A 23,525-nucleotide genomic window follows, 5' to 3' on the forward strand; every position below is an offset into this window, starting at 1 on the left:
TGCGTCGTTCAGGCGCCGGCAGGCAGCGGCCCCTCATAGCGGGCGCGCGGGCGGATCAGCTTGCCTGACATGACCTGCTCGATGGCGTGCGCTGTCCAGCCGACGCTGCGGCCCAGCGCGAACAGGCGGATGGGCGCATCGACCGGCAAACGATAGGACCGGGTCAGCGCCACCAGCGCAAAATCGACCGTCGGCTGCGCGCCGGTGGCATCAAAGGCTGCCTGGCGCAGCTCGAGAATATGGTCTTCGAGTTGCATGTCGGCCAGCAATGCTGCCCCGCGCGGGTCGCCGTCGGGATAGAGCGGATGGCCGAAACCCGGCAGCGGCCGGTCATGATCGATCCAGCGTGCCATTGCAGCACGCACGCCGATCCGTGCCGCGTCGTCCACAAGCATGGCGACAGCGTCAGCCGCGGTGCCGTGGCGAGGACCGTAGAGTGTCGACAGGCCGGCCAGCAGACAGGCAACGAGCGGTGCGCCGGTGGAGGCGGCGACGCGGGCTGCAAAGGCCGAAGCGTTGAGTTCGTGGTCGGCCACCAGCACCATGACGCGACGCAACACCTCCGCTGCCTGCTCGACCCGCCAGCCCCTTGCCAGCCTCAGGTGCACCGGCTCCGCACCCGGCGCAGCCCCGAGTGCACCGGCAAGAGCCGCGATGGCGGGCATTGCGTCGGCCTGCAGTACGGCGGCATTGCGCCCCAGCGAGGGCTGACCCCTGGCCGCCAGTCTGGCCAGCACCAAAAAGGCCTGGTCGATGCCCGTCTCTGCAGCGTTTCCGTTTTCGGCGGAAACGCGGAAACACTCCACCTCTTTGTTTTCACGCAATTCCGGACGGAAAACCGCTACGCGGTTTTCCTGGAATTGCTCTGCCGGAGCCCCCGACGTCGCAAAACGTGGGGTGGAAGCGCTGGCCCATAAAAGCCGTGCAGCGTCCTCCAGACTGGCATCGCGCGAGAAGGTCACCGCATCCTCGCCGCGGTAAATCAGCCTGCCGTGGATGACGGTGGAGAGTTGCGTCGCAAACACCGGCTCACCCCAGGCGACCGCACTTTCGGCGATCGCCGCGACACGCCGGCCGCGCGCGCGCCGGGTGGTGAGCGCTTCGACATCCTCCAGCCGGTAAAGGCTGCGGCGTGGATCGGCAGGATCGGGCTGCATGCCGATCTGGTTGCGGCTGACATAGGCGTAGAGCGTCTGCGCCCGCACACCCAGCCTGTCCAGCGCCTCATCACGTGTCAGCCATGCGCTCATGTCGGCTCTTCATATATTGATTCTATTGATCAAGATTGATGACAATCAACAACAGCATTATCTCGGATCGAAATTTGGTCAAGGAGCAAGATGATGACAAGCGGACTGGACGATGTGATTGCCGCCGAAACCGTGCTGTCGGAAGTGGACGGCCAGGGCGGACACCTGACGATCCGAGGGCACGCCCTGCGCGAGCTGGCGGGCCGACGCGACTTCGCCAGCGTGACACATCTGCTTTTCGAAGACTTCTTCGCTGACCTTCCCAACGAGAAGGAACTGGCGGCAAGACTTGGGCACGCACGCGTCGAGGTCTTCGAACGCGTGAAAGCGCTGCTGCCGACGCTGGCCGCGCTCTCTGTCTATGACGGCATGCGCGCCGGCACGGCGCTGATGCCCGATGGCGACACGCTTGACGATGCTCTGCGCCTGATCGCGGCGCCTGCAGTGCTGACACCCGCGCTCTTGCGCCTGCGCAAGGGCCTCGATGCGATTGCTCCCGATGCCAACGCCGGCCATGCCGCCGACATGCTCGCCATGCTGACCGGAACGGGCGCCAACCGGAACCTGAGTGCCGCGCTCGACACCTATCTCGTCACCGTCTGCGATCACGGGCTCAACGCCTCGACCTTCGCCGCGCGTGTGGTGGCCTCGACCCAGGCCGGCCTCACCTCGTCGGCACTCGCCGGCCTCGGCGCCCTGAAGGGGCCGCTGCATGGCGGCGCGCCAGGTCCGGTGATCGCCATGCTGGACGCCATCGCCGCGACAGGAGATGCGACGGGCTGGCTGGACAGGGAACTGGCCGAGGGCCGCCGCATCATGGGCTTCGGCCACCGCATCTACCGCGTGCGTGACCCGCGCGCCGACGTGCTGAAGACCGTGGTACGCCGCATTGGCCCCGACGGCGCGGTCGGCCGCCGCCTGGCTTTCGCCGAAACGGTGGAACAGGCAGCACTCGATGTGCTGGGACGGGCCAAGCCCGGTCGCGTGCTGCAGACCAATGTCGAATTCTACACCGCACTTCTGCTCGAAGCGGCAGGCTTTCCGGAAGAGGCGTTCACCTGCGTCTTCGCTGCCGGGCGCATGGCCGGCTGGATTGCACATGCCCGCGAGCAGCAGGCGACGGGACGGCTGATACGGCCGCAGTCGCGCTACATCGGACCAGTGCCGGACCTCGTCGCCTGAGCGGGCGCCTAGATGCCTTCGACGAGCACGATCTCGCCGTCCGCCACTTTCTGGCGGATGGCGACGGCGCGCTGATATTCCGGTGAATGGTAGCAGTCCTGCGCCGCCTTCAGGCTCTCGAATTCGATGATGACGTTGCGGCCGCGGCCCTGCCCTTCGGCCTTTTCGTGTTCACCGCCGCGCGCCAGGAACCTGGCGCCGAAACGGTCGAAGGCGAGTTTGGCGGCCTCGACATAGGCCTTGTAGCCTTCCGTGTCGCGCACATCGACACGAGCGATCCAGTATCCCTTCGGCATAAGTAGGCTCCCTGCTGGGTGTTTCAGGCCGCGGCCATCTCGTCCAGGATAGCCTGGGCAGCGGCGCGCCTGTCAACCGCGCCGACGATCGGCCGCGCCACCACCAGGTGGCTGGAGCCGTTGCGGATCGCGTCCGCCGGGGTGACGACACGCTTCTGGTCGCCCCGGTCCGCACCCGCCGGCCGGATGCCGGGCGTCACCACCGCCATGTCGCGACCAACTATCCTGCGCACGGCGGATGCCTCTTCCGCCGAGCAGACGATGCCACCCATGCGCGCCGACAGCGCCTGTTCGGCGCGCCGCAGCACCAGCGTGTGCGGGTCGTATTCGTAACCGGCATCGATGACGTCCTGTTCGTCCATCGAGGTGAGCACGGTGACGGCGAGCAGGCAGAGATCGCTGCCTTTTGCCGCTTCCACCGCCGCGCGCATCGTCTTTGGATAGGCGTGCAGGGTGAGCATGGTCATGCCCATCCTGACGATGTTCTCGACACCTTTTGCGACGGTGTTGTCGATGTCGAGCAGCTTCATGTCGAGGAAGATCTTCTTGCCGTCGGCGGCAAGATCGCGCGCGAACTCCAGCCCGCCGGCGAAAGCGAGCTGGTAGCCGATCTTGTAGAAGGAGACGGTGTCGCCAAGCTCCTTCACCGCCTTCTCGGCCTCGGCCACGGTCGGAATGTCGAGGCCGACGATCAGCCTGTCGCGCATGTCATTCATATCGCTCATCCCCTCGTTGATAGTATGCGGGCGCGCTCGACAAGCGCCTGCGCCACCAGGTCCATGGCGTGGCGAAGCCGCTCGTCGACAAGATTGCCATCCGCGTCGAAAGCCGAGGCGCCGTTCGGCACCGAGCATTCCGGCGTGACGATGTCCATGTGGCAGCGCAGCAGGATGGCGCGCAGGTGGTTGATGGCGCGCACGCCGGCAAAATGGCCCTTCGAGGACGAACACAGCGCCACCGCCTTGCCGGCCATCGGCTTCAGCTGCCGGCCGCCGTCATGGCGCACCATGCTCACCCAGTCGATGGCGTTCTTGAGCAGCGGCGAGACGGAGCCATTGTATTCCGGCGTCACCAGCAGCAGCCCGTCATGGGCACCGAGCAGGCGCGCCAGCTTCATGACGTTTTCCGGAATGCCGGTTTCCTTCTCGATATCCTCGTCGAAGATCGGCATCGGATAGTCGGCCAGCGAAATGCGGGTCACATCCGCGCCCTGCATGGCCAGCGCCTTCTGCGCGACATCGGCGGTCCGTCCGCTGAAGGCACCGCTGCGGATCGAGCCCGCGAAGACGAGGATTTTGGGAATCACGGCATGGCGCTCCTTTGCCGTCCGGCAGCTATAGGCGATAGCGCCGCTGAATCAAGAGCGATGCGGCGACCGGGTCACGAATCCAGCCGTTGTGGTCTGGTCAGGCTCTGCGCACCGACGTTGTCGGCCGCGTCAGAAATACGCCAGTCATGCAGATGAAAAAGCCGATCACCGCCGCGATGGTGATCGTTTCTGAAAACATCAGCCAACCCCAAATCATGGTGACGGGAGGGGTCAGGTAGATCAGGCTGCCGACACGGGTTGCCGAGCTTCTACGGAGGCAGAGCCAGTACAGACCGTAGCCGCCGATCGTGGAGAACAGGATAAACCACGCCACGGCTGCGATGAACCGCAGATCGAGAACCGGCGCCATGCCTCCTTCCAGAAGTGCCAGCGGGGCAAACAGGACCGCAGCGACGAGACTCTGTATGGCCAAAGACGGCAGCAGGGGCGTGCTGTCCGGCATGGCCTTGGCAGCGATTGTCGCGACGACAAGGCTGAGTGTGGAGGCCGCCGACAAAATATAGGCCAGCAAGGGTGCTTCTCCCAGCGAACCACCGACAGCGAGCGACACGCCCGCGAGGCCGAGGATCAATCCTGTCCATTGGAGGCGGCTCACCCGCTCATGCAGAATGGAGCCCGCCAGAGCGGCGGTCGCGACAGGTTGCAGAGCGGAGATCAGCGCAGCCGTGCCCGCTGGAACGCCAAGGTCGATCGCCTTGATCCCCAGCGCCAGGTATCCGAACATCGCGAAGATGCCCAGCATCGATTGGAGGATCAGCGATTTCGCCGTCAAGCCCCGGCGCGCCGCACGGATCAACAATGGCAGCAGGACGAGCGAGACAATCACAAAACGCCAGAACAGCACAAGGAACACGGTGCCCGCGTCAGCTGCGAGGCGTGCACCGATGAACCCGGAGCTCCAGGCGACAATCAGGCCGACTTCCAGTGCCGCGAGGGGGAGCGCGGAGCTTTTCATCCCGATTCCGGCATGGCGTTGACCAGTAGATGCGCGGCTGCACTCCTGGCCGTTGCGACGGCAGCATTGTCGCCGAGCGTGAAAGCTGCGGCGACGGCGCCTTCCAGGAGAACGAAGACCGTGAGAGCGAGCTGCGTGGCCTGTGCGTTCGACCAGCCACCTTGCAACAAGCGCTTCTCGATGGCGGCGAGATATTGCTGTTTGTGGCTCCGTGCCACGTTGCCAATGGTTTCATCGGCCGGATAATCAGCCGCCGCCCGCAGGAAGAAGCAACCGTTTCCACCCTGTTCTGTGCTCCATGCTTCAAGCGTGTCGAAAAGTTCAAGAACGCTTTCGACGCCCCTTTCATCTCCCTCTTCCAGCGCATGAAGAAAACCATCATGCCGCCGCTGCAGTGCAGCCGCGATCACGTCGGAGCGGGTTTTGAAATGCCGATAGAACGTCGCCAGCGCGACTCCCGCGTCGCCCACGACGCGATCAATGCCGACTTCGGCGAAGCCATCCCTATAAAAGGCGCGGTTCGCAGCGTCGATGATGTCGTCACGTTTCGTGCTCATGCAAGCCAAGTAGAACGATCGTTCTACTTGCGTCAAGCCTGCCGTCCGTGCCGTGTGTTGGCTTCCGACAACCGATGCTCATCCGAAAGCCGGCCGGCCACGGCAACCGATCATCGAATCCGGAACGACCGACGGCCATAATTTCGCATCTGCCGGCACCGGACCGGCGGGCGATGTGGCCGTTTCTTATAGAGGCTTGCCCCGAAACAAACGGATGGAAGCGCTGCGGTCGTGGCAAGGGACAGATCACAGAGCGCTGCGAGCGAAGGCGCACCGGCGCAGTCAAGCCAACTCAATTGGTGGCGCGCCATGACCATCGACGCCAATACGTTCGAAAGGCTCGGCTGAGTTTGCTAGTTCGCAGGCCGCCGGTAGATCCACAGCCGTGTCGGCGGGATGTTGCGCAGCACGAAATGGAAATGTTCCACCGTGTAGTTGCCGCGTCCTGGCGGGATCGGCGACATCGGGCCGTAGGTCAGCTGCACGACCGGCCGGCCGGCCGGAATGCGGTCGAGCAGGCTTTCGAGATAGCTGATGCGCTGGGCTACCGGGAAATTGAGCAGCGGAACGCCGGTGACAACGGAATCGAAGGTCAGGCCACGGTGTTCGCCCAGCGTTTCGTTGAGGTTGAAGGCATCGCCCTCGATGACATTGACGCCCGGATAGAGGCGGCGCAGATGCTGCACGAAATCGTGGGAATATTCGACGGCATAGAGGTTCTCCGGCTTCACACCGCGTTCCAGTATGGCGCGGGTGATGACGCCGGTGCCGGGGCCGACTTCCAGAACCGGCAGGCCGGAGCCGGTGTCGATGATCGAGGCCATCTTGCGAGCGGTGATCGAACTCGTCGGCACGATGGAGCCGACAGCCTTCGGCTTGTCGATCCATCCCTTGAAGAATTTCAGCTCGTCGTCGAACTTCTCGGCGAGCGACTTCCTCAATCCAGGGCCACGTCCCATCAAGCTCTCCTGACCGGCTCCCCCCGGAACCACTATTGCATGCTACTTAGCAGTTACGCAGGGGTAGGCAAGGCAAACGTCCACCAATGTCGTGGACAAGACAGTTTTTGTCGCCGCTCAGCGTTCGCTGAACGACTCGAAAAAATCCTTCATGCGCGAGAAGAAACCGCTCGACTGCGGGCTGTTCTCCTTCGACGACAACTGTTCGAACTCTTCCAGAAGCTCGCGCTGGCGCCGCGTCAGGTTCTGCGGTGTCTCGACCGCGGTCTGGATGTAGAGATCGCCGATCTGCGGCTGGCGCAGCACCGGCATGCCCTTGCCCTTCATGCGGAACTGGCGGCCGTTCTGCGTGCCTTCCGGCACCTTCACGCGGGTCTGGCTGCCATCCAGCGTCGTCACCTCGAACGAGCCGCCGAGCGCGGCTGTCGTCATCGAGATCGGCACCTTGCAATAGAGGTCGGCGCCGTCGCGCTGGAAGAATTCGTGCGGCTTGATGGCCAGGAAGATGTAGAGATCGCCCGAGGGGCCGCCGCGCAGCCCGGCCTCGCCTTCACCGGCCAGCCGGATACGGGTGCCGTCCTCGATGCCGGCCGGAATGTTGACCGAAAGCGAACGCTCCTCGGTGACGCGGCCCTGGCCGGCGCATTTCGGGCACGGGTCCTTGATGGTCTGGCCGCGACCCTGACACTGCGGGCAGGTCCGCTCGATCGAGAAGAAGCCCTGGCTGGCGCGCACCTTGCCGTGGCCATGGCACATCGAGCAGGTCACCGGCTGCGTGCCCGGCTTGGCGCCCGAGCCCGAGCATTCGTCGCAGGACAGCGAAGCCGGCACGTGGATCTGCGCGGTCTTGCCGGCATAGGCCTCCTCGAGGCTGATTTCCATGTTGTAGCGCAGGTCGGCGCCACGCTCGCGACCGCCGGAGCTGCGGCGACGGCCGCCGCCCATCATCTCGCCGAAGATGTCTTCGAAGATGTCGGCGAAACCGCCGGCGGCAAAACCGGCGCCACCGCCATTCATGCCGCCATTCTCGAAGGCGGCGTGGCCGAAACGGTCATAGGCCGCGCGCTTCTGCGGGTCCTTCAGCGTCTCGTAGGCTTCGTTGATTTCCTTGAACTTGTGCTCGCAGGAGGCATCGCCGGGATTGCGGTCGGGATGGAACTGCATCGCCAGCTTGCGGAAGGCGCTTTTGAGCTCCTTCTCGTCGGCGCCCTTCTGCACGCCAAGCGTTTCGTAGAAATCAGCTTTCATCGAGAGCCTGTTCCAATCCCGCCGACCGATGGCTCAAGCAGAGGCCAACGTCTTTAGCGCATTGTTTCGACCAGTCGTCCAAAAGACTGGTCTCCGATTTAGTAACGATGCGGCGCGAATGCCAGTACCGGCAAGGAGACGCTGCACTTTTCTGGTGTACGGTTGCAAAAAAGCCCGGCTTGGCGCCGGGCTTTTCTGGATTTTCGGCCCTCAGGCCACTTAAGCCGACTTCTTCTTGTCGTCCTTGTCGTCGATTTCCTCGAAATCGGCGTCAACCACGTCAGAATCCTTGGCGGCGTCCGCCTTGGCGTCGGCCTCGGCGGCTTCCTTCTGCGAAGCCTCGTACATGGCCTGGCCGAGCTTCATCGAAGCTTCAGTCAGCGCCTGGCTCTTGGCCTCGATGTCGGCAGCGTCGTCGCCTTCGTTGGCCGTCTTCAGCGCGGCAATCGCATCAGCAATCGCGGTGCGATCGGCTTCCGAGACCTTTTCGCCATAATCCTTCAGCGACTTCTCGGCCGAATGCACCAGAGCCTCGGCCTGGTTGCGGGCCTCGACCAGCGCGCGGCGCTGCTTGTCGGCCTCGGCATTGGCTTCGGCGTCCTTCACCATCTTCTCGATATCGGCGTCGGACAGACCACCGGACGCCTGGATGCGGATCTGGTGCTCCTTGCCGGTGCCCTTGTCCTTGGCCGAGACGTTGACGATGCCGTTGGCGTCGATGTCGAAGGTGACCTCGATCTGCGGCACGCCACGCGGAGCCGGCGGAATACCGACCAGGTCGAACTGGCCCAGTATCTTGTTGTCGGCCGCCATTTCACGCTCGCCCTGGAAGACGCGGATGGTCACCGCGCTCTGCGAATCCTCGGCGGTCGAGAACACCTGGCTCTTCTTGGTCGGGATCGTGGTGTTGCGCTCGATCAGGCGGGTGAACACGCCACCCAGCGTCTCGATGCCCAGCGAAAGCGGGGTCACGTCGAGCAGCAGCACGTCCTTGACGTCGCCCTGCAGCACGCCGGCCTGGATGGCGGCGCCGAGTGCAACCACTTCGTCAGGGTTCACGCCCTTGTGCGGCTCCTTGCCGAAGAACTGCTTCACGACTTCCTGGACCTTCGGCATGCGGGTCATGCCGCCGACCAGAACGACTTCGTCGATCTCGCCAGCCTTGAGGCCGGCATCCTTGAGCGCAGCCTTGCACGGCTCGATGGTGCGCTGGATCAGGTCGTCGACCAGCGATTCGAACTTGGCGCGGGTGAGCTTCAGCGTCAGGTGCTTCGGACCGGAAGCATCGGCTGTGATGAAGGGCAGGTTGATTTCGGTCTGCGCCGAGGACGACAGCTCGATCTTGGCCTTTTCAGCAGCTTCCTTGAGGCGCTGCAGGGCAAGCTTGTCGTTCTTCAGGTCGATGCCCTGTTCCTTCTTGAACTCGGCCGCCAGGTACTCGACCAGGCGCATGTCGAAGTCTTCACCGCCGAGGAAGGTGTCGCCATTGGTCGACTTCACCTCGAACACGCCGTCGCCGATCTCGAGAACCGAGATATCGAAGGTACCGCCGCCAAGGTCATAGACGGCAATGGTCTTGCCATCCTTCTTGTCGAGGCCGTAGGCGAGCGCGGCAGCTGTCGGCTCGTTGATGATGCGCAGCACTTCGAGACCGGCGATCTTGCCGGCGTCCTTGGTGGCCTGGCGCTGCGCGTCGTTGAAATAGGCCGGAACGGTGATGACCGCTTTCTCGACCTTCTCGCCGAGATAGGCTTCCGCCGTTTCCTTCATCTTCTGCAGGATCATGGCCGAGATCTGGGAAGGCGACTGCTTCTTGCCGCCGGCTTCCACCCAGGCGTCGCCATTGTCGCCGTTGACGATCTCGTAGGGGACGAGCTTCTTGTCCTTTTCCGTCACCGGATCGTCGTAGCGGCGGCCGATGAGGCGCTTGACCGCGAAGACGGTGTTTTCAGGATTGGTGACCGCCTGGCGCTTGGCCGGCTGGCCGACGAGGCGCTCGCCGTCGCCGCTGAAGGCGACGATCGAAGGCGTGGTGCGTGCGCCTTCCGCGTTTTCAATGACCTTCGCGTCCTTGCCGTCCATGACGGCGACGCAGGAATTGGTCGTCCCGAGGTCGATACCGATTACTTTTGCCATCTAGTCTCTCCACTAAGCAGGCTTTCAAGGACCCTGTCAGGCGTTCCGGCGAAAGCCCCTGTTCACAGAAATTCCGCGCCAGGCTGCCTTTCGGGCGGCCCGCACGGTTGCGGCGTATATAAGAACAGGCCGCCTTGCACGCAAGCATTCTGCGCCTGAGCTTTTCCACTGCCAATCATCCTTTTCGCTGTCGGGGCGCCACGGGTTCTTCCGCGGGCACAAACACGGCCTAACGCCTTGAATCCACACATCGCGCCCGTTGAACCAGACCTCGATTTCAACGCGCCCTCGGTCCGTCGATCACATATGGAAACGGCATGTTAGAAAGCGCCAGAACGCGACGGATGCACCAAAGTCCCATGCCTTTCGCGCTTTTCTGCACAAAATGGTGTGAAACCAGCGTCAAAGGCGCATTCAAACGGCGAGAATCAGCCAAGGCGAATGGACGCCGTGTGCCGGCTCGGCTAGGGTCCGCCATCTCAGCGCATCGTCTCAAGCCTTCCCGGAATGCCCACCCTGCCAGCCTCTTCCCTGTTCGCCTTCGCCCGCAGACTTCTCGTTGCCCTTGTCACGGCGACCTTCGTGGCCGGCTGTACGGCCGCGACGCCGCCGGAGCAGGTGCTTTCCGTGCCAGCTCCGGCACAGAAATATGCGGCCATCGTCGTTGACGCCAGGACGGGCGCAACGGTGTTCGAAGTCAACTCGACCTCGGCGCGCTATCCGGCCTCGCTCACCAAGATGATGACGCTCTATCTTTTGTTCGAGGCACTGCAGAGCGGCCGCATCACCAAGGAAACCCAGATCCCGGTCTCGGCCAACGCGGCCTCGCAGCCGCCGACCAAGCTGCGCTTCCGCCCCGGCGAGACGATCGATGTCGACTCCGCCATCCGTGCGCTGGTGGTGAAATCGGCGAATGACGTCGCCGTGGCGGTCGGCGAATATCTCGGCGGTTCGGAGGATGGTTTCGCTGCCGCGATGACGGCCAAGGCGCGCCAGATCGGCATGCGTTCGACCACCTTCCGCAACGCATCGGGCCTGCCCGACGACGGCCAGCAGACGACGGCGCGTGACATGGCGGTGCTCGGGCTGGCGCTGAGAGCGCATTTCCCGCAGCACTACCACTACTTCTCGGAAGCCGATTTCATGTTCCGCGGCAAGCTGGTGCGCGGTCACAACGACATGCTGGGCCGCGTCTATGGCGTCGACGGCATCAAGACCGGCTACATCCGTGCCTCCGGTTTCAACATCGTCACCTCCTACGACGCCGACGGTAAACGCTTCGTGGTCGTGGTGATGGGCGCCGACACGGCCCGCCAGCGCAATGCCCATGCCGAGGCCCTGCTGCAACGGGCGCTGAACCCCACCGGCTCGACCACCCGCCTGCTCTACACGGCAGCGCAATAACCGCAAGACCACGCTCCGGAGGTCGCAGCTCCTGACGACTAAATGAAAAACCGCCGCAGCTCGCTGGCGACCAACCCCGGCTTGCCGACATTGTCGGCGGCGATGTGGCCGACGCCCCTGATCTCGACCCGCCCTGCCTGCGGCAACTCCTGCTGCAGCGCGTCGAGCGCCATCGGCAGGTAGGGGTTGGACCGGTCACCGCCGATGAGCAGGACCGGGATGCGGATGGCAGCGAAGCTCCGCACATGGCCGGCCGTGGCGGCGATCAATTGCGCATCGTAGCGGAAGGTGGGCACCAGTTCGCGGATGGCCGCGGCCTCTTCGTCCCGGCCGCGCAGCGCCATACCCATGATCGCGGTGAGCAGCGGCCGGGGCAGCCCGGTGAACCAGTCGCGCCGGTCGCTGGTCCCTTTCATGATCGTGCTCATGGCGGCCGCCAGATTGCCGGCGGCAAGCTCGCGCTCGTAGCGCGGCACGAAGTCCAGCGGCGATGGCGTGCCGACGGGCACCGGCGGCTCGTACAGCGCCATTCTGCCCAGCAGCGGCGGCCGGCGCAGCGCCGTCCACAGCGTGGCAATGGCGCCGGAGCTCAGGGCGAACACGTCACGCGCGCCTGTCTGCGCCAGCACCGCCGACAGATCATCCACTTCGGTGTCGATGCCATAGTCCGGTCCCGCCGGCCCGCTGAGGCCACGCCCGCGCCGGTCAGGCAGATGCAGCGTGAAACGATCGGCCAGCAGTTCCGCCAACTGGGTGAAGTTGCGGCTGCTCTGCATGCCGCCTGCCAGCAGCACGAGGCTCGGACCGGCGCCGACCTGCCGGTAGCCAATGATCGTGCCATCCCGCGAGACGGCATGATCGACGGTCCATTCGGTCATGGCGTTTCTCCGAACCCGCCGCCGATCCTATCGAGGCGCAGGTGCTGGACGCAGGACTTGCATGGTGAAGTTCGTGCAACCACAGCACTGAACTGGTTTCATCGTTATTCGAGCGCTATCACACATCAGGCACCGGGGAACATACTCCCCTACTGCCCTATTCCCTTACTGCCCCTTTTCCCTTACTGCCCCTTTCGCGGGATACCCTACCGCCGGTGCGCGTTGCCGCCTTTGCTTTCCTCGTTGGGCGCGAGACCGTCGCTCATGCGGCGCATCTGCTCGATGACGCGCTCCATCTGTCCTCAGGCAGGATCGGCGGCTCGCCGAGCGCTTCTGGCTTGGCACCCCAGTGCCTGGTCCTGGCAAGGGCCTGCTCAATTGGGTTGAGACCAGGGGAGCAGGGCGGCAAATACCTAGAGCCTGGCGGCGGCTCAGCCTTCTTTCGACAGCAAGGTCGCAAGTTGCGCCCGCGAGGCAATGCCGAGCTTGGTGTAGATGGCCTGTGTCTGGTTTCGGATGGTTGCCGGCGCCGAACCGAGGGCAGCAGCCGCCTGCTTGTAGGTTGCCCCAGCCGCAAGCGCCCGGGCCACCTGTGCCTCGCGCGGCGACAGCCGGTCAGATTTTGCCGTCTCCCTGAGACGCAATGCGACGAGATGCGAATTCTCGAGGGTGACCCGCGAGGACGACAATACGACGCCTCGCCCCTTGATGTAGAACGTACCGGGCTCACGGACATAGCGCAGCAGCGATTTCGGCAATTGTTCGCCGCGCCAACCCGGCCAGACGCCACGCAGAAATGCCTGCGATTCGCTGTTTGCGATATGCAAGCCGCCCTCTGCGTCGACAATCAGCATCTGTTCACCCAGCGTCCCGCAAGCATGACGTGTCGACACTTCCATTGCCAGCGAGATATGGTCGACCGCACATTGCAAAAGATCGAGCTCATCCGGCTGCCAGTCGCGGCTGCGCGCGTCGCCGCGATAGATCGAGACGAAAAAAGCGGTTCGACTGCGCCGGTTGTGGTGCATGGCGCTGGCCCATTTGCGCAGATGATAGCGCTCGCACAGGGCGATCATGCCATCGGTCTGCGCAGGCTGGGTCCGATCATAGGTGCCGATCAGCGTCCGTTTCTCCCGAAACGCCCGCGCCACCAGATCCTGGCTCTCGATTGTCGACCAGAATTTGGCAAACCCACCCGGCAGATTGACCGTCGCCGAGGCCGGCACGACGGTTCGGCCCGGCTCGAAACGTGACCAGCCGTACCAGGCGCTTTCGAAGCCCAGCACCGGTTTCAGCTTCTGCACCCCGAAGGCCGCAATCGCCTGAATATCCCGTTCACCGGCCAGCTTCTGGAGATCGGCGGCAAAGAGCGAAAATGCCTTGAGCTTCGAAATCACCACAAGTCCCGTCAGTTGTACTGGCGCAGTAGGTGTCTTGGGCAGTGTTGATCACACTACCGACGGCTTGCCGCAACGGCAAGGCGCATGGCCGAGCACAGGCTGTTTGCCATTCTTCACCGATTCCGTAGTTCATTTGCACCATTCGCAAGTTCGCCGAACCGGCTAACGTTTCTCCATCGCCGCAGGAGGATCGTAATGACGACAGGTTGGTTGTGGCATGAGCGCTTTGGCTGGCACGATACGGGCACAGCGGCGGGATTTCTGAAAGGCGAATTTCTGCAGCCGATGCAGCATGTTGAATCGCCGGAATCCAAGGCAAGATTTGCATCTCTCATCGAAGTTTCCGAATTGGCCAAATCGTTGCGCCGTCTCGACTGCGTGGCAGCCGAGGAAGAAGACATCCTGCGCGTCCACACACCCGACCATCTCACGAAGATGAAGCTGCTGGGTGACGATGCCCGCGGCGGCGATATGGGTGACAATGTCTCGCCCTTCGGCCTGGGCGGCTATAAACTTGCCCTGCTGGCTGCCGGCGGCACCATCTCGGCCACCCGGGCTGTTGTCTCAGGCGATGTAAACAATGCCTATGCGCTTGTGCGTCCGCCGGGACACCATGCGCGTCCGGAAAAAGGCATGGGTTTTTGCATGTTTGCCAATGTCGCCGTGGCCATCGCCCACGCCCGGGCAAAGCTTGGCGTCGAACGCTTTGCCGTCGTGGATTGGGATGTGCACCATGGCAACGGTACCGAAGCCTGCTTCGAATCCGACCCCGATGTGTTGACGATCTCCCTGCATCAGGACGGCAATTTTCCGCCGGACACCGGCAAGGTCACCGATCGCGGCGTCGGTAAGGGTGCCGGTTCGGCCATCAATCTGCCACTGCCGGCGGGGTCAGGCGAAGGCGCATATCTCTATGCGTTCGACCGGGTCGTCCTGCCGGCGCTGCAGCGTTTCAGACCGGAGCTGATCCTGGTCGCCAGCGGGTTCGACGCAAGCAATGCCGACCCGCTGGGGCGCATGATGCTGACCTCGCGCGCCTATATCGAAATGACGCGCAGGCTGATGGAGGCGGCCGAGACGCTGTGTGGTGGCCGGCTGGTGATGAGCCATGAGGGCGGCTACTCACCCTTCTACGTGCCATTCTGCGGACTGGCGGTGGTGGAAACGCTGAGCGGCGTGCGCACCGGCGTCGAGGACCCCTATTTGCCGTTCTGGCAGGATCTGCCGGGGCAGAAATTACAGCAGAACCAGAAAATACTGGTCGACGACGTGGCGAAGGCCTGTGGCCTTTAGCGGATGATGGCCGGCGCGGAGAACCGCCGTCCGAAAACAGGGGAACAGGGACAATGCGAACCACCCACGAACGCGCCCCGCACGGGCGGGCGGTACTGATCTTCAACCTGGTGTTGATGCTCTTTCCGCCGATCCATCTCTATTTCGCAAGCGGTAGCATCGACATGGCGCTGCTCTTCTTTCTGGGCAGCGGTGCGATGCTCGTCCTGACCATGCTGCATCTGCAGTCGAAGATGCAGGCATCGGAGGAGTAGCGGCGATGAACATGCTGATCGGCTATGGAATGCTGGCCGCATTTTTCGCAATTGTCGTCTTCGTTCTGGAACGCAACCAGCGCGAAAGCAAAAACTTCACCGACTATGCCGTGGCCGGCCGATCCTTCGGATCCTGGTTCCAGACCATGGCCTTCCTCAACACCTGGTTGCCTGGCACCATCTTCATCGCGTTCGCCGGCCTTGCCGCCTCGGCCGGCGTCATCGGCTATTATGTCATCTCCTATTCGCTGCTGGCCGTGCTGTTCATGTTTTTCATGGCGCAGAAAGTGTTCGACTGGGGCCGCTCGTTCAATCTGCGCACACAGGCTGATTTTGTCGGCATGCGCTACAATTCCACCAATGTCCGCAAAGTCGCCGCGGTCATCGGCGTCATCTCGGCGTTTCCATGGCTGGTGCTCGGCTTTCAGTCGCTCGGCCTGGTGTTTTCCTATCTGTCCTTCGGGGTCGTCTCACCCACCGTCGCGGTTTTCATCGGCATTGTGGTGCTGGGAATCCGTCAGATCTGGACTGTTCGCATGGGCATGCACGGCATCGTCATTTCGGACATGGTGCAAGGCATCTTTGCCTATGGCGTCGGCGGCCTTGTCGCCATAGGCCTGATCGTCTGGCTTCTGGTGCAGGGCCATGGCTTCGACAGCCTTCCGCCAAGCTTTGCAACGCTTCCCGGTGTCGGCAGCGATCTTGGGCCGCTCTATTATTTCTCGATCGTCGCAACCGGCGCGCTTGGTTCCTGGTGCTGGCCGGACATCTTCGTGCGGCTGTTCACTGCCCGTAGCGCCCAAGCGGTGCGCAACTCATCGGTGAAGGCCGCGCCATTGATGTTTCTCTTTCTGGCGATATTGCTGACCATGAGCCTTCTGGCCTCGCAATTGCCTGAGGTCGCGGCGGCACCCGACAATGTCTGGTTTCTCACAGCCGCCCATGGCGGACCGTTCGTCCTCGCATTGGCAGGCATTGCGGTCTTTGCAGCCACCGTCGGCAATGTGAACGCCATCACCGCCGCAATCGGCACCCACACCGCCCAGGACATTCTCCACATCGGCGCCGACGAGGCGACGACCACGCGCGCCGCCCGCGCCACCATCGTCGTCGTCACCGTTCTTGCAATCATCGGCGCGGTCCTCACGGTCAATGTCACCTCCGGTCTACTGACGCTGGCGCTCGCCTCGTATCAGGGCATCGTCCAGCTGGCGCCGGCGCTCTATCTCGGCATCTTCTGGAAACGCGGCAATGCGTCGGCCGCCGTTGCCGGTATGCTGGTCGGCTTCGCCACGGCGGTGGTGCTGCAATATCTCTATCCGGTGTCAATCCCGGCGCTTGGCGGCATCACCTCCGGCATCGTCGGGCTGATCGTCAACACCACGATCTATGTCGTGTTGTCCTATGCGATTCCGCACAGGCGCTCCGAAAGCGAACGCATCGAGGCGTTGTTCAGCGACATTCAAGATGGGCCGGCCGACGCTGCGGGCCGCACCCTATCAACTCGGACGGTGTAGAAAAACGGTGCTTTGCGGCATGGGTGAAATCGCGATCTTGCGAGGCTTCAGCTCTTCCTGAACATTCGCTTCAACTGGCCGTCAGATTGCCGCTGAAGTTCCTCGATCGTGTGACTTGCGACGCCAGAGGGTGGCGGCTCTGGCGCCGTGACTATGCCGAGCAGACGCCGCCAAACTCCGCCAGAGCCTTTTGGACCGCGACATTTGGATCGAGTGCATATGCCAATCCACCTGGAGCATTTTGTAGCCAAGTGGAATCACTTGGCGTTACAAAAATGCGACGAAAACAAAAACTTGGAGCGTTTCCGCGTTTCCGTGAAAAACGGAACCGCTCTGGTCTAGCGCCGGTGCGCGTTGCCGCCTTTGCTTTCCTCGTTGGGCGCGAGGCCGTAGCTCATGCGGCGCATCTGCTCGATGACACGCTCCATCTCGTCCTCGGGCAGGATCGGCGGTTCGCCGAGCGTCAGCGCCTGGACATACATGTGCGACAGCGTCTCCACCTCGATCGCCAGCCACAGTGCTGCTTCGAGCGTGGTGCCCAGCGAAATCTGGCCGTGCTGGCCGAGCAGGCAGGCGAGCCGGCCTTCCAGCGCAACCAAGGCATGATCGGACAGCGCCTGCGTGCCGAAGGTGGCGTATTTCGCGCAGCGTATGGTCGAGCCGCCGGCGACACCGGTCATGTAATGGAAGGCCGGGATCGTCTTGTGGTGGCAGGCTAGCGTGGTGGCATGCACCGAATGGCAGTGCAGCACGACATTGACGTCCTGGCGGTTGGTGAGGATGTCGCGGTGGAAGCGCCATTCCGATGACGGCATGCGGCCGGCATAGCTGCCGTCGAAATCCATCGACACGATATCGTCGGCCTCCATGATTTCGTAAGGCATGCCCGATGGGGTGACCAGGAAGCCGTTGCCCGAGCGCACCGAGAGATTTCCGGCGGTGCCCTGGTTTATGCCGCTGGAGTTCATGCGCCGGCAGATCGAGACCATCTCCTCGCGCAGGGCCCTGTCGCTGCTGGTTGCTTCACTCATTGTCCACTCCACATGAAAAGCTGCTGCACCGGCACCCGGCGGCCTGGCCAGGATTGAGCACCGGTCGAAAGGCGATGCACTCGGGCATGGCGACCGCTCCGGCTCAGACGATGCCGCCGCCGGCGGCTGCAATGGCGGGCCGCTCGGCCGCGACCTTGCCGCGATAGCCACTGGCGCGATAGGCGGCGACCGGATCGATGGCACCGCCCCGCTTCAGGCGCGCCATGGCCAGGATCGGCTCGACGTCGGTGCGGTAGGCCGCCTTCAGGGTCTGTGTCGCCATCAGCGCATCGTTCGTTTCCTGGAAACCTTCCAGCGCCTTGCGGTCGACCAACAGCGCCGCCGCATAGGCGCGCTGCACCTCGATCGCCGACAGCATCAGGCTCTCGATCGGGTCGGTGACGTTGTGGCTCTGGTCGAGCATGTGCGCCGGCTGGAAATCGCTTGCGCCGTTGGTCTCGGCATCGACCAGTTCATTGAAGACGAGGAACAGCCGGTAGGGATCGATCGAACCGGCATCGAGATCGTCGTCGCCATATTTGGAATCGTTGAAGTGGAAGCCGCCCAGCTTGCCGAACTGGATCAGCCGCGACACGATCATCTCGATGTTCACATTGGGCGCATGATGGCCGAGATCGACCAGGCAATAGGCCTTGTCGCCCAGTTCCCTGGCGATGATGTAGTTGGTGCCCCAGTCCTGCACGACCGTCGAATAGAAGGCCGGCTCGTACATCTTGTGTTCGGTGAACAGCCGCCAGTCCTGTGGCAGCCCGGCATAGATCGCCTTCATCGCCTCGAGATAACGTTCGAAAGCGCGTGCGAAATTGACCTGGCCCGGAAAGTTCGAGCCGTCGCCGATCCACACCGTCAGCGCCCTGGAGCCGATCGTCCGGCCGATCTCGATGCATTCGAGATTGTGCTCGATCGCCTGGCGGCGCGCGCCGGCATCGGCATGCGACAGCGATCCGAACTTGTAGGAATGCTGCTGGCCTTGCGCATCCGAGAAGGTGTTGGAATTCATCGCGTCGAAGCCGAGGCCGAAGCGTGACGCCGCCTGCTTGAGCCGGTTCGGATCGGCCTTGTCCCAGGGGATGTGCAGCGAGACGGTTGGCGTCGCCCGGGTCAGCTGGCTGATGACGGCGCAGTCCTCGATCTTGTCGAAGACATCGCGCGGCTCGCCGGGTCCCGGGAAACGGGCGAAGCGCGTGCCGCCGGTGCCGACGCCCCAGGACGGGATCGCCACGCCGAAGACCTCGACCTTGTCCAGGATCGCGTCGACCGAAATGCCGCGCCGGTCGAGTTGCTCGCCGAGCACCGCATAGTCAGCCCTGAGCGCTTTCTCCCGCGCGGCATTGCTCTCCTCGACAACGTCCGCCGCGATCACTGTTTCCATATCGTCCTCCTCACCATAGAAAAGCGCGCAGCAGGAAATCCGGCGTCGCGCCGTGCTCGGCATAAAGCTGCTGTCTTTCGACAGCGGTTGCGGTCTCGAGGATGCCGGTCGTCACCAGAGCGGTGCTCAACCCGGCCCCTCGCCCGCCGGCGATGTCGTGCTCGATGCTGTCGCCAACGCAGACGACACGGGCACGATCGGGATTACCCAGCAGCTTCAGCGCGGCCGCATAGATCTCGGCAAACGGCTTGCCGATCCATGTCAACGGCCCGCCGAGTTCGACATAAAGCTCGGCGATGCGACCGGCGCCGAAACGCGGACCGACCGACGTCAGCATGATCTTGTCGGGATTGGTGCAGAGGCAGACCACGCCGCGCGCCGCCGCGGGTTCGAGCAGGCGGCGGTAATGGTCGAGATCGAAGCGATCGCCCTCGCTGGCCGCAAGCAGCACGATGTCGGCGTCCGCTCCATTGTCGACCAGCGTCAGCGGCAATCCTTCGACCGCGGAACGATCGCCGTCGCGCGCGACAAGCAGGCAGCGCACGGTCCTGCCGTCGCCGAGTGATCTGTGCAGGCTTTGCCAGGCGACCTCGCCGGAAGAGAGGAAATGATTCCAGCTTCCGGGAACAAAACCCAGCTTTTCGAGCCGCACCTCATTGGGCGCCGAACGCTTGCCCGAATTGGACAGGAGCAGGGTCTGCTTGCCGGCCTGTTTCAGCTGCACCAGCGTCTCGACCGCGCCGGGATAGGGTGCGGTGCCGTCATGCAGCACGCCGAACTGGTCGAGGATGAAGACATCGAAGCGGTCGGCAAGATCGCGGATGCCGGAGAGTTCGCGCGTCATCACAGGTCCCCCACCGCCTGCAGGCCGCCCAAGGCAAGCCGCGCCGCACCGGCTGCCGCCTCGGTGGACCGGGCCGGCAGCAACGGAACCTGCAGTTCGCGCTGCCGTATCGCGCTCCATTGCGCATTGGCAGCGCCACCGCCAACGCTGCGCACGGAACGAAGCGGATCGGCGCCAAGCTCGGCAAGGCGGACAAAGCCCTGCCTTTCGATCGCCGCCATGCCTTCGAACATGGCCTTCAGGAAATCGGCATCACTGGCCGGGCGCGGTTCCAGCCGCGGTGGAAAGGTGGGATCGAAGACGGGGAAGCGTTCGCCCGGCTCCAGCAGCGGATAGAAGTCCAGGCCGGTCGAAACCGCCGGATCGATCGCCGCCGAGAGCCGGACGATCTCATCGCCGGGGAAAAAGTGCGAAAGCACCTTGCCGCCGCTGTTGGAGGCGCCGCCCGCAAGCCACATGCCGTTGATGCGGTGGCTGTAGACGCCATAATCCGGCGCGAAGATCGGCCGGTCGCACAGCAGCTTCAGCGTCAGCGTGGACCCCAGCGCGGTGACGCCGTCGCCCGGCCGGTCGGCGCCCGTCGCCAGGAAGGAGGCACAGCCGTCGGTGGTGCCGGCAACGATCACCACCTCGTCGCCAAGCCCGAAGGCCCTGGCCATCTCGGGTGCGATAGCCTCCACCGGCGCACCGGGTGCGACGACGCGCGGCAGCAGGTTCATGTCGAGCCCGGTCGCAGCGATCCATTCCGGCCATAGCCGCTCGACCGGATCATAGCCCGTCTTCAGCGCGTTGTTCTCGTCGGAGGTGCCGAAATGGCCGGCGAGCCGCCCGGTGATCCAGTCAGCCTGGTGCAGGACCTTCGCGATGCCCGGCACCGACTGGAACCGCAGTGCCTTGGCAAGCCCGGAGGTAGCACCATGCGCGCCGCTCTCGGCCGGGATGACGGCGCGAATGCGTGCCAGCAATGCATCGTCCTCGACCCTGTCATTGTACATCAGCGGTGTAGCAAGCGGCTCGCCACCGGCAGTGACAGGCAGCAGTGTCCCGGAGGTGGCATCGACCGCGATGGCATGCACGCTCGCCCGATCGATCCCGGCAAGCGCCTGCATCAGCGCACGCTCCACCGCCTTCCACCAGATCGCCGGATCGCGCGGATCAGATCCGAATTCCGCGAGCCGGGCGGCACCCTGCGCCACGATATCGAAGGACGGCGTCATCGCCACCGCGCGGGCGCCGGACGTGCCGAGATCGATGCCAATGGCCAGAGCGTTTTCGCTTTCTTCGGAAACGCGGAGCTGCCCCGTTTTTTGCCGGAATTGCTTGAATGCGGTACCCATCAGGCAATCTTCTTCTGGGCCTTGCGGGCAAGCTCCTGCCGGTACTTCTCCGCGTCCCAGTCGGTCAGTTGCCGATGCTCCTCCTCGGTCAGCACGCGGACCGGCGCATCGGCAGGAATGCGCGCCGTCACGTCGGCCAGGCAACGTACCATGGCGTCGGCGCCGGGGACTGCGTCGCCGCGCATCAACACGCCGATCCCCGGCCATAGGATCGCGACGGGTGCCGTGCCGAGCCGCGCGACGACGGCGGCGGCATTTTCATCGTCCCCTGCGATGACCGAACCGGCACCGAGGAAAATCACATGATCCGGATAGAGGCTGCCCTGGGCTGCAAGAGCCATGCTTTGCGGATCGGTCGCGACCGAATGCGCGACCTCGGACAAGGGCAACCGGTAGTCGGAACCAGCCATCAGTCGGGCCAGCCTGTCCATGTCCGGGCCGGGGGCAGCACGGGGGGCGATATGCAACCGCGCCTTGACGTCGTCCAGCAGCGCCTTGGCCTGCTCGACCGTTTCTGCGCCAACGACCAGACCGTGATTGGCGAGGATCAGCACATCCGGCCGGTTGCCGCTGCTTTCGGCAATGGCGAGCGCCAGCGGCAGGCCGGGCCGCGCATAGGGCACATAGGCCCAGTCGAGACCGGCCAGGCGGGAGGCGACCTGCTCGACGCAGTCGCCGCGCACCGCAAAGGCAATCGTGTCGACGCAATGGACGTGCAGCACGACACGATGCGGCATCAGTGCATGCACGGTGGTTTCTATCGATGGGCGCAGGCCCGAGCCATTGAGTTCGGTGACGACGAATTGCTGCGCCTGTTCGGCGGCGGGGTCGACAGCCTCGACCGCAGCGATCAGCGGCGCCATCTCGACGGGCACCATGATGTCGCGCTCGGCAGCATGGGCGAGCCAGGTGCCGGAGGCCTTGATCCACAGCGTGCCACCAACCTTGAGCGAGGTGTTGCCGCCGGCTCCCTGCGTCAGCAGAGGGTCGTTGCCGATATCGGCCGACAGGGTTTTCAGCGCGGCAAGCTCGGCTTGCCAATCGACCGCAGGCATGGCGCGATCCTTTCCCGTGTGTTCCCGAAGCCGGCCGGCAGGCGGACCGGCCGGCCTCGAAAAGGGGGGCGCGATCGATCGCGCCCCCATTCAATCCTAGAAGTCGAAGTTGTTGATGTTGTCCTTGGTGAAGACGGTCGGCGCGCCGAGCAGGATCTCCGAGCCGTTGATGACGGAGAGATCGCCCAGCTTGCCGGCCTTCACCGAGGTTGCGCCAGGCGCCAGCGTGCCGTCGGCGACGGCACGCAGCACATGGGCGGCTGCGTAACCGAGATCGACCGGATTCCACAGCACCACCGACTTCACGCAGTCCGCCGCGACATAGGGCTTCATGGCGTTCGGCGTGGCGAGGCCGACGACCGCGACCTTGCCGCACTTCTTGGCCTGGGTGACGGCATCCGCCGCGGCCGGCGTGGCAACGCTGGTCATGCCGAAGACGCCCTTCAGCTCGTCGCCATATTTGTTGAGCAGCGTGTTGGTCTGGTTGAAGGAGAGGATGTTGTCCTCCTGCGCTTCCACCGTCTCCAGCCACTTCATCTTCGGATGGCACTTGGCCTGGTAGGCCGTCATTTCGGCGATCCAGCGCGCCTGGTTCGGCGTCGTGAAGGTCGAAGTGACGATGGCGAAAGCGCCATCCTCGCCGGCTTCCTTGGCCATGGAATCGACCATCGCCTTGGCGATGCCGTTGAACTCGGCCTGGTTGACGAACCACTGGCGCGCATCCGGCGTCGAGTTGGCGTCATAGCCGACGACGTTGATGCCGGCGGCCAGCGCCTTCTTCAGCACCGGCGCGATCGCCACCGGATCGTTGGCGGCGAACAGGATGCCGTCGACGCCGCTGGTGATGTAGTTGTCGATCAGCGTGATCTGGTCATCGATGTTGGCCTTGCTCGGACCGTCGGTCTTGGCATCCATCGTGCCGATTTCCTTGGCCGCGTCGGCGATGCCCTTGGACGTGGCATTGAAGTAGCCGATGCCGACCAGCTTCGGCACGTCGACGACCTTCAGCGTCTTGCCCTTGCGGTCAGGCGCGTTGGTCGGCGAGCCGCCATCATAAGGCTTGGCCGCAACCGTTGCCGGCGTCGCATCGCAGGCGAGCGGGTTGGTCGGCAGGTCGTCACCACCGGTCCAGGCGGCGGACTGGGCATGGCTGAGGCTTGTCGAGAACGACAAGGCCAGCAGTGCGCTAAGCACTCTATTACGCAT

At 63.8% G+C, this 23,525-nt stretch carries 22 protein-coding genes; 5 read left to right on the forward strand and 17 right to left on the reverse strand.

Going from position 1 to position 23,525, the window contains the following annotated elements:
• Positions 1-8: 8 nt before the first annotated feature.
• Positions 9-1,250, reverse strand: coding sequence for a citrate synthase (locus C1M53_RS08500; protein WP_129411852.1), 1,242 nt, complete (start codon positions 1,248-1,250; stop codon positions 9-11).
• A 93-nt stretch (positions 1,251-1,343) separates the two neighbouring features.
• Here C1M53_RS08500 and C1M53_RS08505 point away from each other — a divergent pair, with 93 nt between their 5' ends.
• Positions 1,344-2,432 carry a citrate synthase/methylcitrate synthase gene (locus C1M53_RS08505; protein ID WP_129416078.1) on the forward strand — a complete coding sequence of 363 codons (1,089 nt, stop codon included), beginning with the start codon at positions 1,344-1,346 and terminating at the stop codon, positions 2,430-2,432.
• Positions 2,433-2,440: 8 nt separating this feature from the next.
• Here C1M53_RS08505 and C1M53_RS08510 read toward each other — a convergent pair whose 3' ends face one another.
• From C1M53_RS08510 to dnaK, 8 genes are all read right to left on the reverse strand, one after another.
• The gene (locus C1M53_RS08510) at positions 2,441-2,728 is read right to left on the reverse strand and encodes a DUF1330 domain-containing protein (RefSeq protein ID WP_129411853.1); all 288 of its coding nucleotides are present in this window, start codon (positions 2,726-2,728) and stop codon (positions 2,441-2,443) included.
• 23 nt (positions 2,729-2,751) lie between these two features.
• Positions 2,752-3,444 carry an orotidine-5'-phosphate decarboxylase gene (gene pyrF, locus C1M53_RS08515; protein ID WP_129416079.1) on the reverse strand — a complete coding sequence of 231 codons (693 nt, stop codon included), beginning with the start codon at positions 3,442-3,444 and terminating at the stop codon, positions 2,752-2,754.
• Between the two features lie 5 nt (positions 3,445-3,449).
• Positions 3,450-4,034, reverse strand: coding sequence for an NAD(P)H-dependent oxidoreductase (locus C1M53_RS08520; protein WP_129411854.1), 585 nt, complete (start codon positions 4,032-4,034; stop codon positions 3,450-3,452).
• Between the two features lie 100 nt (positions 4,035-4,134).
• A complete protein-coding gene (locus C1M53_RS08525; protein ID WP_129411855.1) occupies positions 4,135-5,013 on the reverse strand; it encodes a DMT family transporter in 879 nt (292 codons plus the stop codon).
• Complete coding sequence (locus C1M53_RS08530) at positions 5,010-5,570, reverse strand: TetR/AcrR family transcriptional regulator (protein ID WP_129411856.1); 561 nt, start codon at positions 5,568-5,570, stop codon at positions 5,010-5,012. Before C1M53_RS08530 ends, C1M53_RS08525 begins: the two co-directional genes overlap by 4 nt.
• A 353-nt stretch (positions 5,571-5,923) precedes the next feature.
• Positions 5,924-6,529: a phospholipid N-methyltransferase PmtA gene (gene pmtA, locus C1M53_RS08535; RefSeq protein ID WP_129411857.1), complete on the reverse strand. Its 606-nt coding sequence runs from the start codon at positions 6,527-6,529 to the stop codon at positions 5,924-5,926.
• A gap of 117 nt (positions 6,530-6,646) precedes the next feature.
• Complete coding sequence (dnaJ, locus tag C1M53_RS08540) at positions 6,647-7,777, reverse strand: molecular chaperone DnaJ (protein WP_129411858.1); 1,131 nt, start codon at positions 7,775-7,777, stop codon at positions 6,647-6,649.
• Between the two features lie 219 nt (positions 7,778-7,996).
• Positions 7,997-9,913 carry a molecular chaperone DnaK gene (gene dnaK, locus C1M53_RS08545; RefSeq protein ID WP_129411859.1) on the reverse strand — a complete coding sequence of 639 codons (1,917 nt, stop codon included), beginning with the start codon at positions 9,911-9,913 and terminating at the stop codon, positions 7,997-7,999.
• 507 nt (positions 9,914-10,420) lie between these two features.
• On the opposite strand from dnaK, the gene C1M53_RS08550 reads away from it, so the two are divergent.
• Positions 10,421-11,317 carry a D-alanyl-D-alanine carboxypeptidase family protein gene (locus C1M53_RS08550; protein ID WP_129411860.1) on the forward strand — a complete coding sequence of 299 codons (897 nt, stop codon included), beginning with the start codon at positions 10,421-10,423 and terminating at the stop codon, positions 11,315-11,317.
• Positions 11,318-11,355: 38 nt separating this feature from the next.
• Here C1M53_RS08550 and C1M53_RS08555 read toward each other — a convergent pair whose 3' ends face one another.
• Together C1M53_RS08555 and C1M53_RS08565 are read right to left on the reverse strand one after the other, a co-directional pair.
• On the reverse strand, positions 11,356-12,195 hold the full coding sequence (locus tag C1M53_RS08555) for an alpha/beta hydrolase (protein WP_129411861.1): 840 nt from the start codon (positions 12,193-12,195) through the stop codon (positions 11,356-11,358).
• Positions 12,196-12,626: 431 nt separating this feature from the next.
• Positions 12,627-13,592, reverse strand: coding sequence for a helix-turn-helix transcriptional regulator (locus tag C1M53_RS08565; RefSeq protein ID WP_129411862.1), 966 nt, complete (start codon positions 13,590-13,592; stop codon positions 12,627-12,629).
• Between the two features lie 198 nt (positions 13,593-13,790).
• On the opposite strand from C1M53_RS08565, the gene C1M53_RS08570 reads away from it, so the two are divergent.
• From C1M53_RS08570 to C1M53_RS08580, 3 genes are read left to right on the forward strand one after another with little or no spacing between them, the layout of a single operon-like run.
• Positions 13,791-14,888 carry a class II histone deacetylase gene (locus C1M53_RS08570; RefSeq protein WP_129411863.1) on the forward strand — a complete coding sequence of 366 codons (1,098 nt, stop codon included), beginning with the start codon at positions 13,791-13,793 and terminating at the stop codon, positions 14,886-14,888.
• 53 nt (positions 14,889-14,941) lie between these two features.
• Entirely contained in the window at positions 14,942-15,142 is a 201-nt protein-coding gene (locus C1M53_RS08575) for a hypothetical protein (protein ID WP_129411864.1), read from the forward strand.
• A gap of 5 nt (positions 15,143-15,147) precedes the next feature.
• A complete protein-coding gene (locus C1M53_RS08580; RefSeq protein ID WP_165358096.1) occupies positions 15,148-16,659 on the forward strand; it encodes a sodium:solute symporter family protein in 1,512 nt (503 codons plus the stop codon).
• A 338-nt stretch (positions 16,660-16,997) separates the two neighbouring features.
• On the opposite strand, the gene C1M53_RS08585 is transcribed toward C1M53_RS08580, so the two are convergent.
• The 6 genes from C1M53_RS08585 to C1M53_RS08610 form a co-directional block, all read right to left on the reverse strand.
• The gene (locus C1M53_RS08585; RefSeq protein ID WP_129411865.1) at positions 16,998-17,690 is read right to left on the reverse strand and encodes a class II aldolase/adducin family protein; all 693 of its coding nucleotides are present in this window, start codon (positions 17,688-17,690) and stop codon (positions 16,998-17,000) included.
• Between the two features lie 103 nt (positions 17,691-17,793).
• On the reverse strand, positions 17,794-19,083 hold the full coding sequence (rhaI, locus tag C1M53_RS08590; protein ID WP_129411866.1) for an L-rhamnose catabolism isomerase: 1,290 nt from the start codon (positions 19,081-19,083) through the stop codon (positions 17,794-17,796).
• A 10-nt stretch (positions 19,084-19,093) separates the two neighbouring features.
• Positions 19,094-19,927, reverse strand: coding sequence for a TIGR01459 family HAD-type hydrolase (locus C1M53_RS08595; protein ID WP_129411867.1), 834 nt, complete (start codon positions 19,925-19,927; stop codon positions 19,094-19,096).
• Entirely contained in the window at positions 19,927-21,144 is a 1,218-nt protein-coding gene (locus tag C1M53_RS08600) for an FGGY-family carbohydrate kinase (RefSeq protein WP_245488579.1), read from the reverse strand. The genes C1M53_RS08595 and C1M53_RS08600 overlap by 1 nt, the downstream gene beginning before the upstream one ends.
• Before the next feature lie 119 nt (positions 21,145-21,263).
• Positions 21,264-22,319: a class II aldolase/adducin family protein gene (locus C1M53_RS08605; RefSeq protein WP_129411869.1), complete on the reverse strand. Its 1,056-nt coding sequence runs from the start codon at positions 22,317-22,319 to the stop codon at positions 21,264-21,266.
• 96 nt (positions 22,320-22,415) lie between these two features.
• Positions 22,416-23,525, reverse strand: a complete 1,110-nt coding sequence (locus C1M53_RS08610; protein WP_129411870.1) for a substrate-binding domain-containing protein — start codon at positions 23,523-23,525, stop codon at positions 22,416-22,418.

Origin of the sequence: Mesorhizobium sp. Pch-S (assembly GCF_004136315.1) — a bacterium.
GTDB lineage: Bacteria > Pseudomonadota > Alphaproteobacteria > Rhizobiales > Rhizobiaceae > Mesorhizobium.

Bases quoted from the DNA above. Each gene is read 5' to 3' on its own strand.
- C1M53_RS08580 (WP_165358096.1), top strand. From the start codon at position 15,148: ATGAACATGCTGATCGGCTATGGAATGCTGGCCGCATTTTTCGCAATT.
- rhaI (WP_129411866.1), bottom strand. From the start codon at position 19,083: ATGGAAACAGTGATCGCGGCGGACGTTGTCGAGGAGAGCAATGCCGCG.
- C1M53_RS08600 (WP_245488579.1), bottom strand. From the start codon at position 21,144: ATGACGCCGTCCTTCGATATCGTGGCGCAGGGTGCCGCCCGGCTCGCG.
- C1M53_RS08510 (WP_129411853.1), bottom strand. From the start codon at position 2,728: ATGCCGAAGGGATACTGGATCGCTCGTGTCGATGTGCGCGACACGGAA.
- C1M53_RS08550 (WP_129411860.1), top strand. From the start codon at position 10,421: ATGCCCACCCTGCCAGCCTCTTCCCTGTTCGCCTTCGCCCGCAGACTT.
- C1M53_RS08595 (WP_129411867.1), bottom strand. From the start codon at position 19,927: ATGACGCGCGAACTCTCCGGCATCCGCGATCTTGCCGACCGCTTCGAT.
- C1M53_RS08525 (WP_129411855.1), bottom strand. From the start codon at position 5,013: ATGAAAAGCTCCGCGCTCCCCCTCGCGGCACTGGAAGTCGGCCTGATT.
- dnaK (WP_129411859.1), bottom strand. From the start codon at position 9,913: ATGGCAAAAGTAATCGGTATCGACCTCGGGACGACCAATTCCTGCGTC.
- C1M53_RS08575 (WP_129411864.1), top strand. From the start codon at position 14,942: ATGCGAACCACCCACGAACGCGCCCCGCACGGGCGGGCGGTACTGATC.
- C1M53_RS08610 (WP_129411870.1), bottom strand. From the start codon at position 23,525: ATGCGTAATAGAGTGCTTAGCGCACTGCTGGCCTTGTCGTTCTCGACA.
- C1M53_RS08530 (WP_129411856.1), bottom strand. From the start codon at position 5,570: ATGAGCACGAAACGTGACGACATCATCGACGCTGCGAACCGCGCCTTT.
- C1M53_RS08585 (WP_129411865.1), bottom strand. From the start codon at position 17,690: ATGAGTGAAGCAACCAGCAGCGACAGGGCCCTGCGCGAGGAGATGGTC.
- pyrF (WP_129416079.1), bottom strand. From the start codon at position 3,444: ATGAATGACATGCGCGACAGGCTGATCGTCGGCCTCGACATTCCGACC.
- C1M53_RS08505 (WP_129416078.1), top strand. From the start codon at position 1,344: ATGACAAGCGGACTGGACGATGTGATTGCCGCCGAAACCGTGCTGTCG.
- C1M53_RS08500 (WP_129411852.1), bottom strand. From the start codon at position 1,250: ATGAGCGCATGGCTGACACGTGATGAGGCGCTGGACAGGCTGGGTGTG.
- dnaJ (WP_129411858.1), bottom strand. From the start codon at position 7,777: ATGAAAGCTGATTTCTACGAAACGCTTGGCGTGCAGAAGGGCGCCGAC.
- C1M53_RS08605 (WP_129411869.1), bottom strand. From the start codon at position 22,319: ATGCCTGCGGTCGATTGGCAAGCCGAGCTTGCCGCGCTGAAAACCCTG.
- C1M53_RS08570 (WP_129411863.1), top strand. From the start codon at position 13,791: ATGACGACAGGTTGGTTGTGGCATGAGCGCTTTGGCTGGCACGATACG.
- C1M53_RS08555 (WP_129411861.1), bottom strand. From the start codon at position 12,195: ATGACCGAATGGACCGTCGATCATGCCGTCTCGCGGGATGGCACGATC.
- pmtA (WP_129411857.1), bottom strand. From the start codon at position 6,529: ATGGGACGTGGCCCTGGATTGAGGAAGTCGCTCGCCGAGAAGTTCGAC.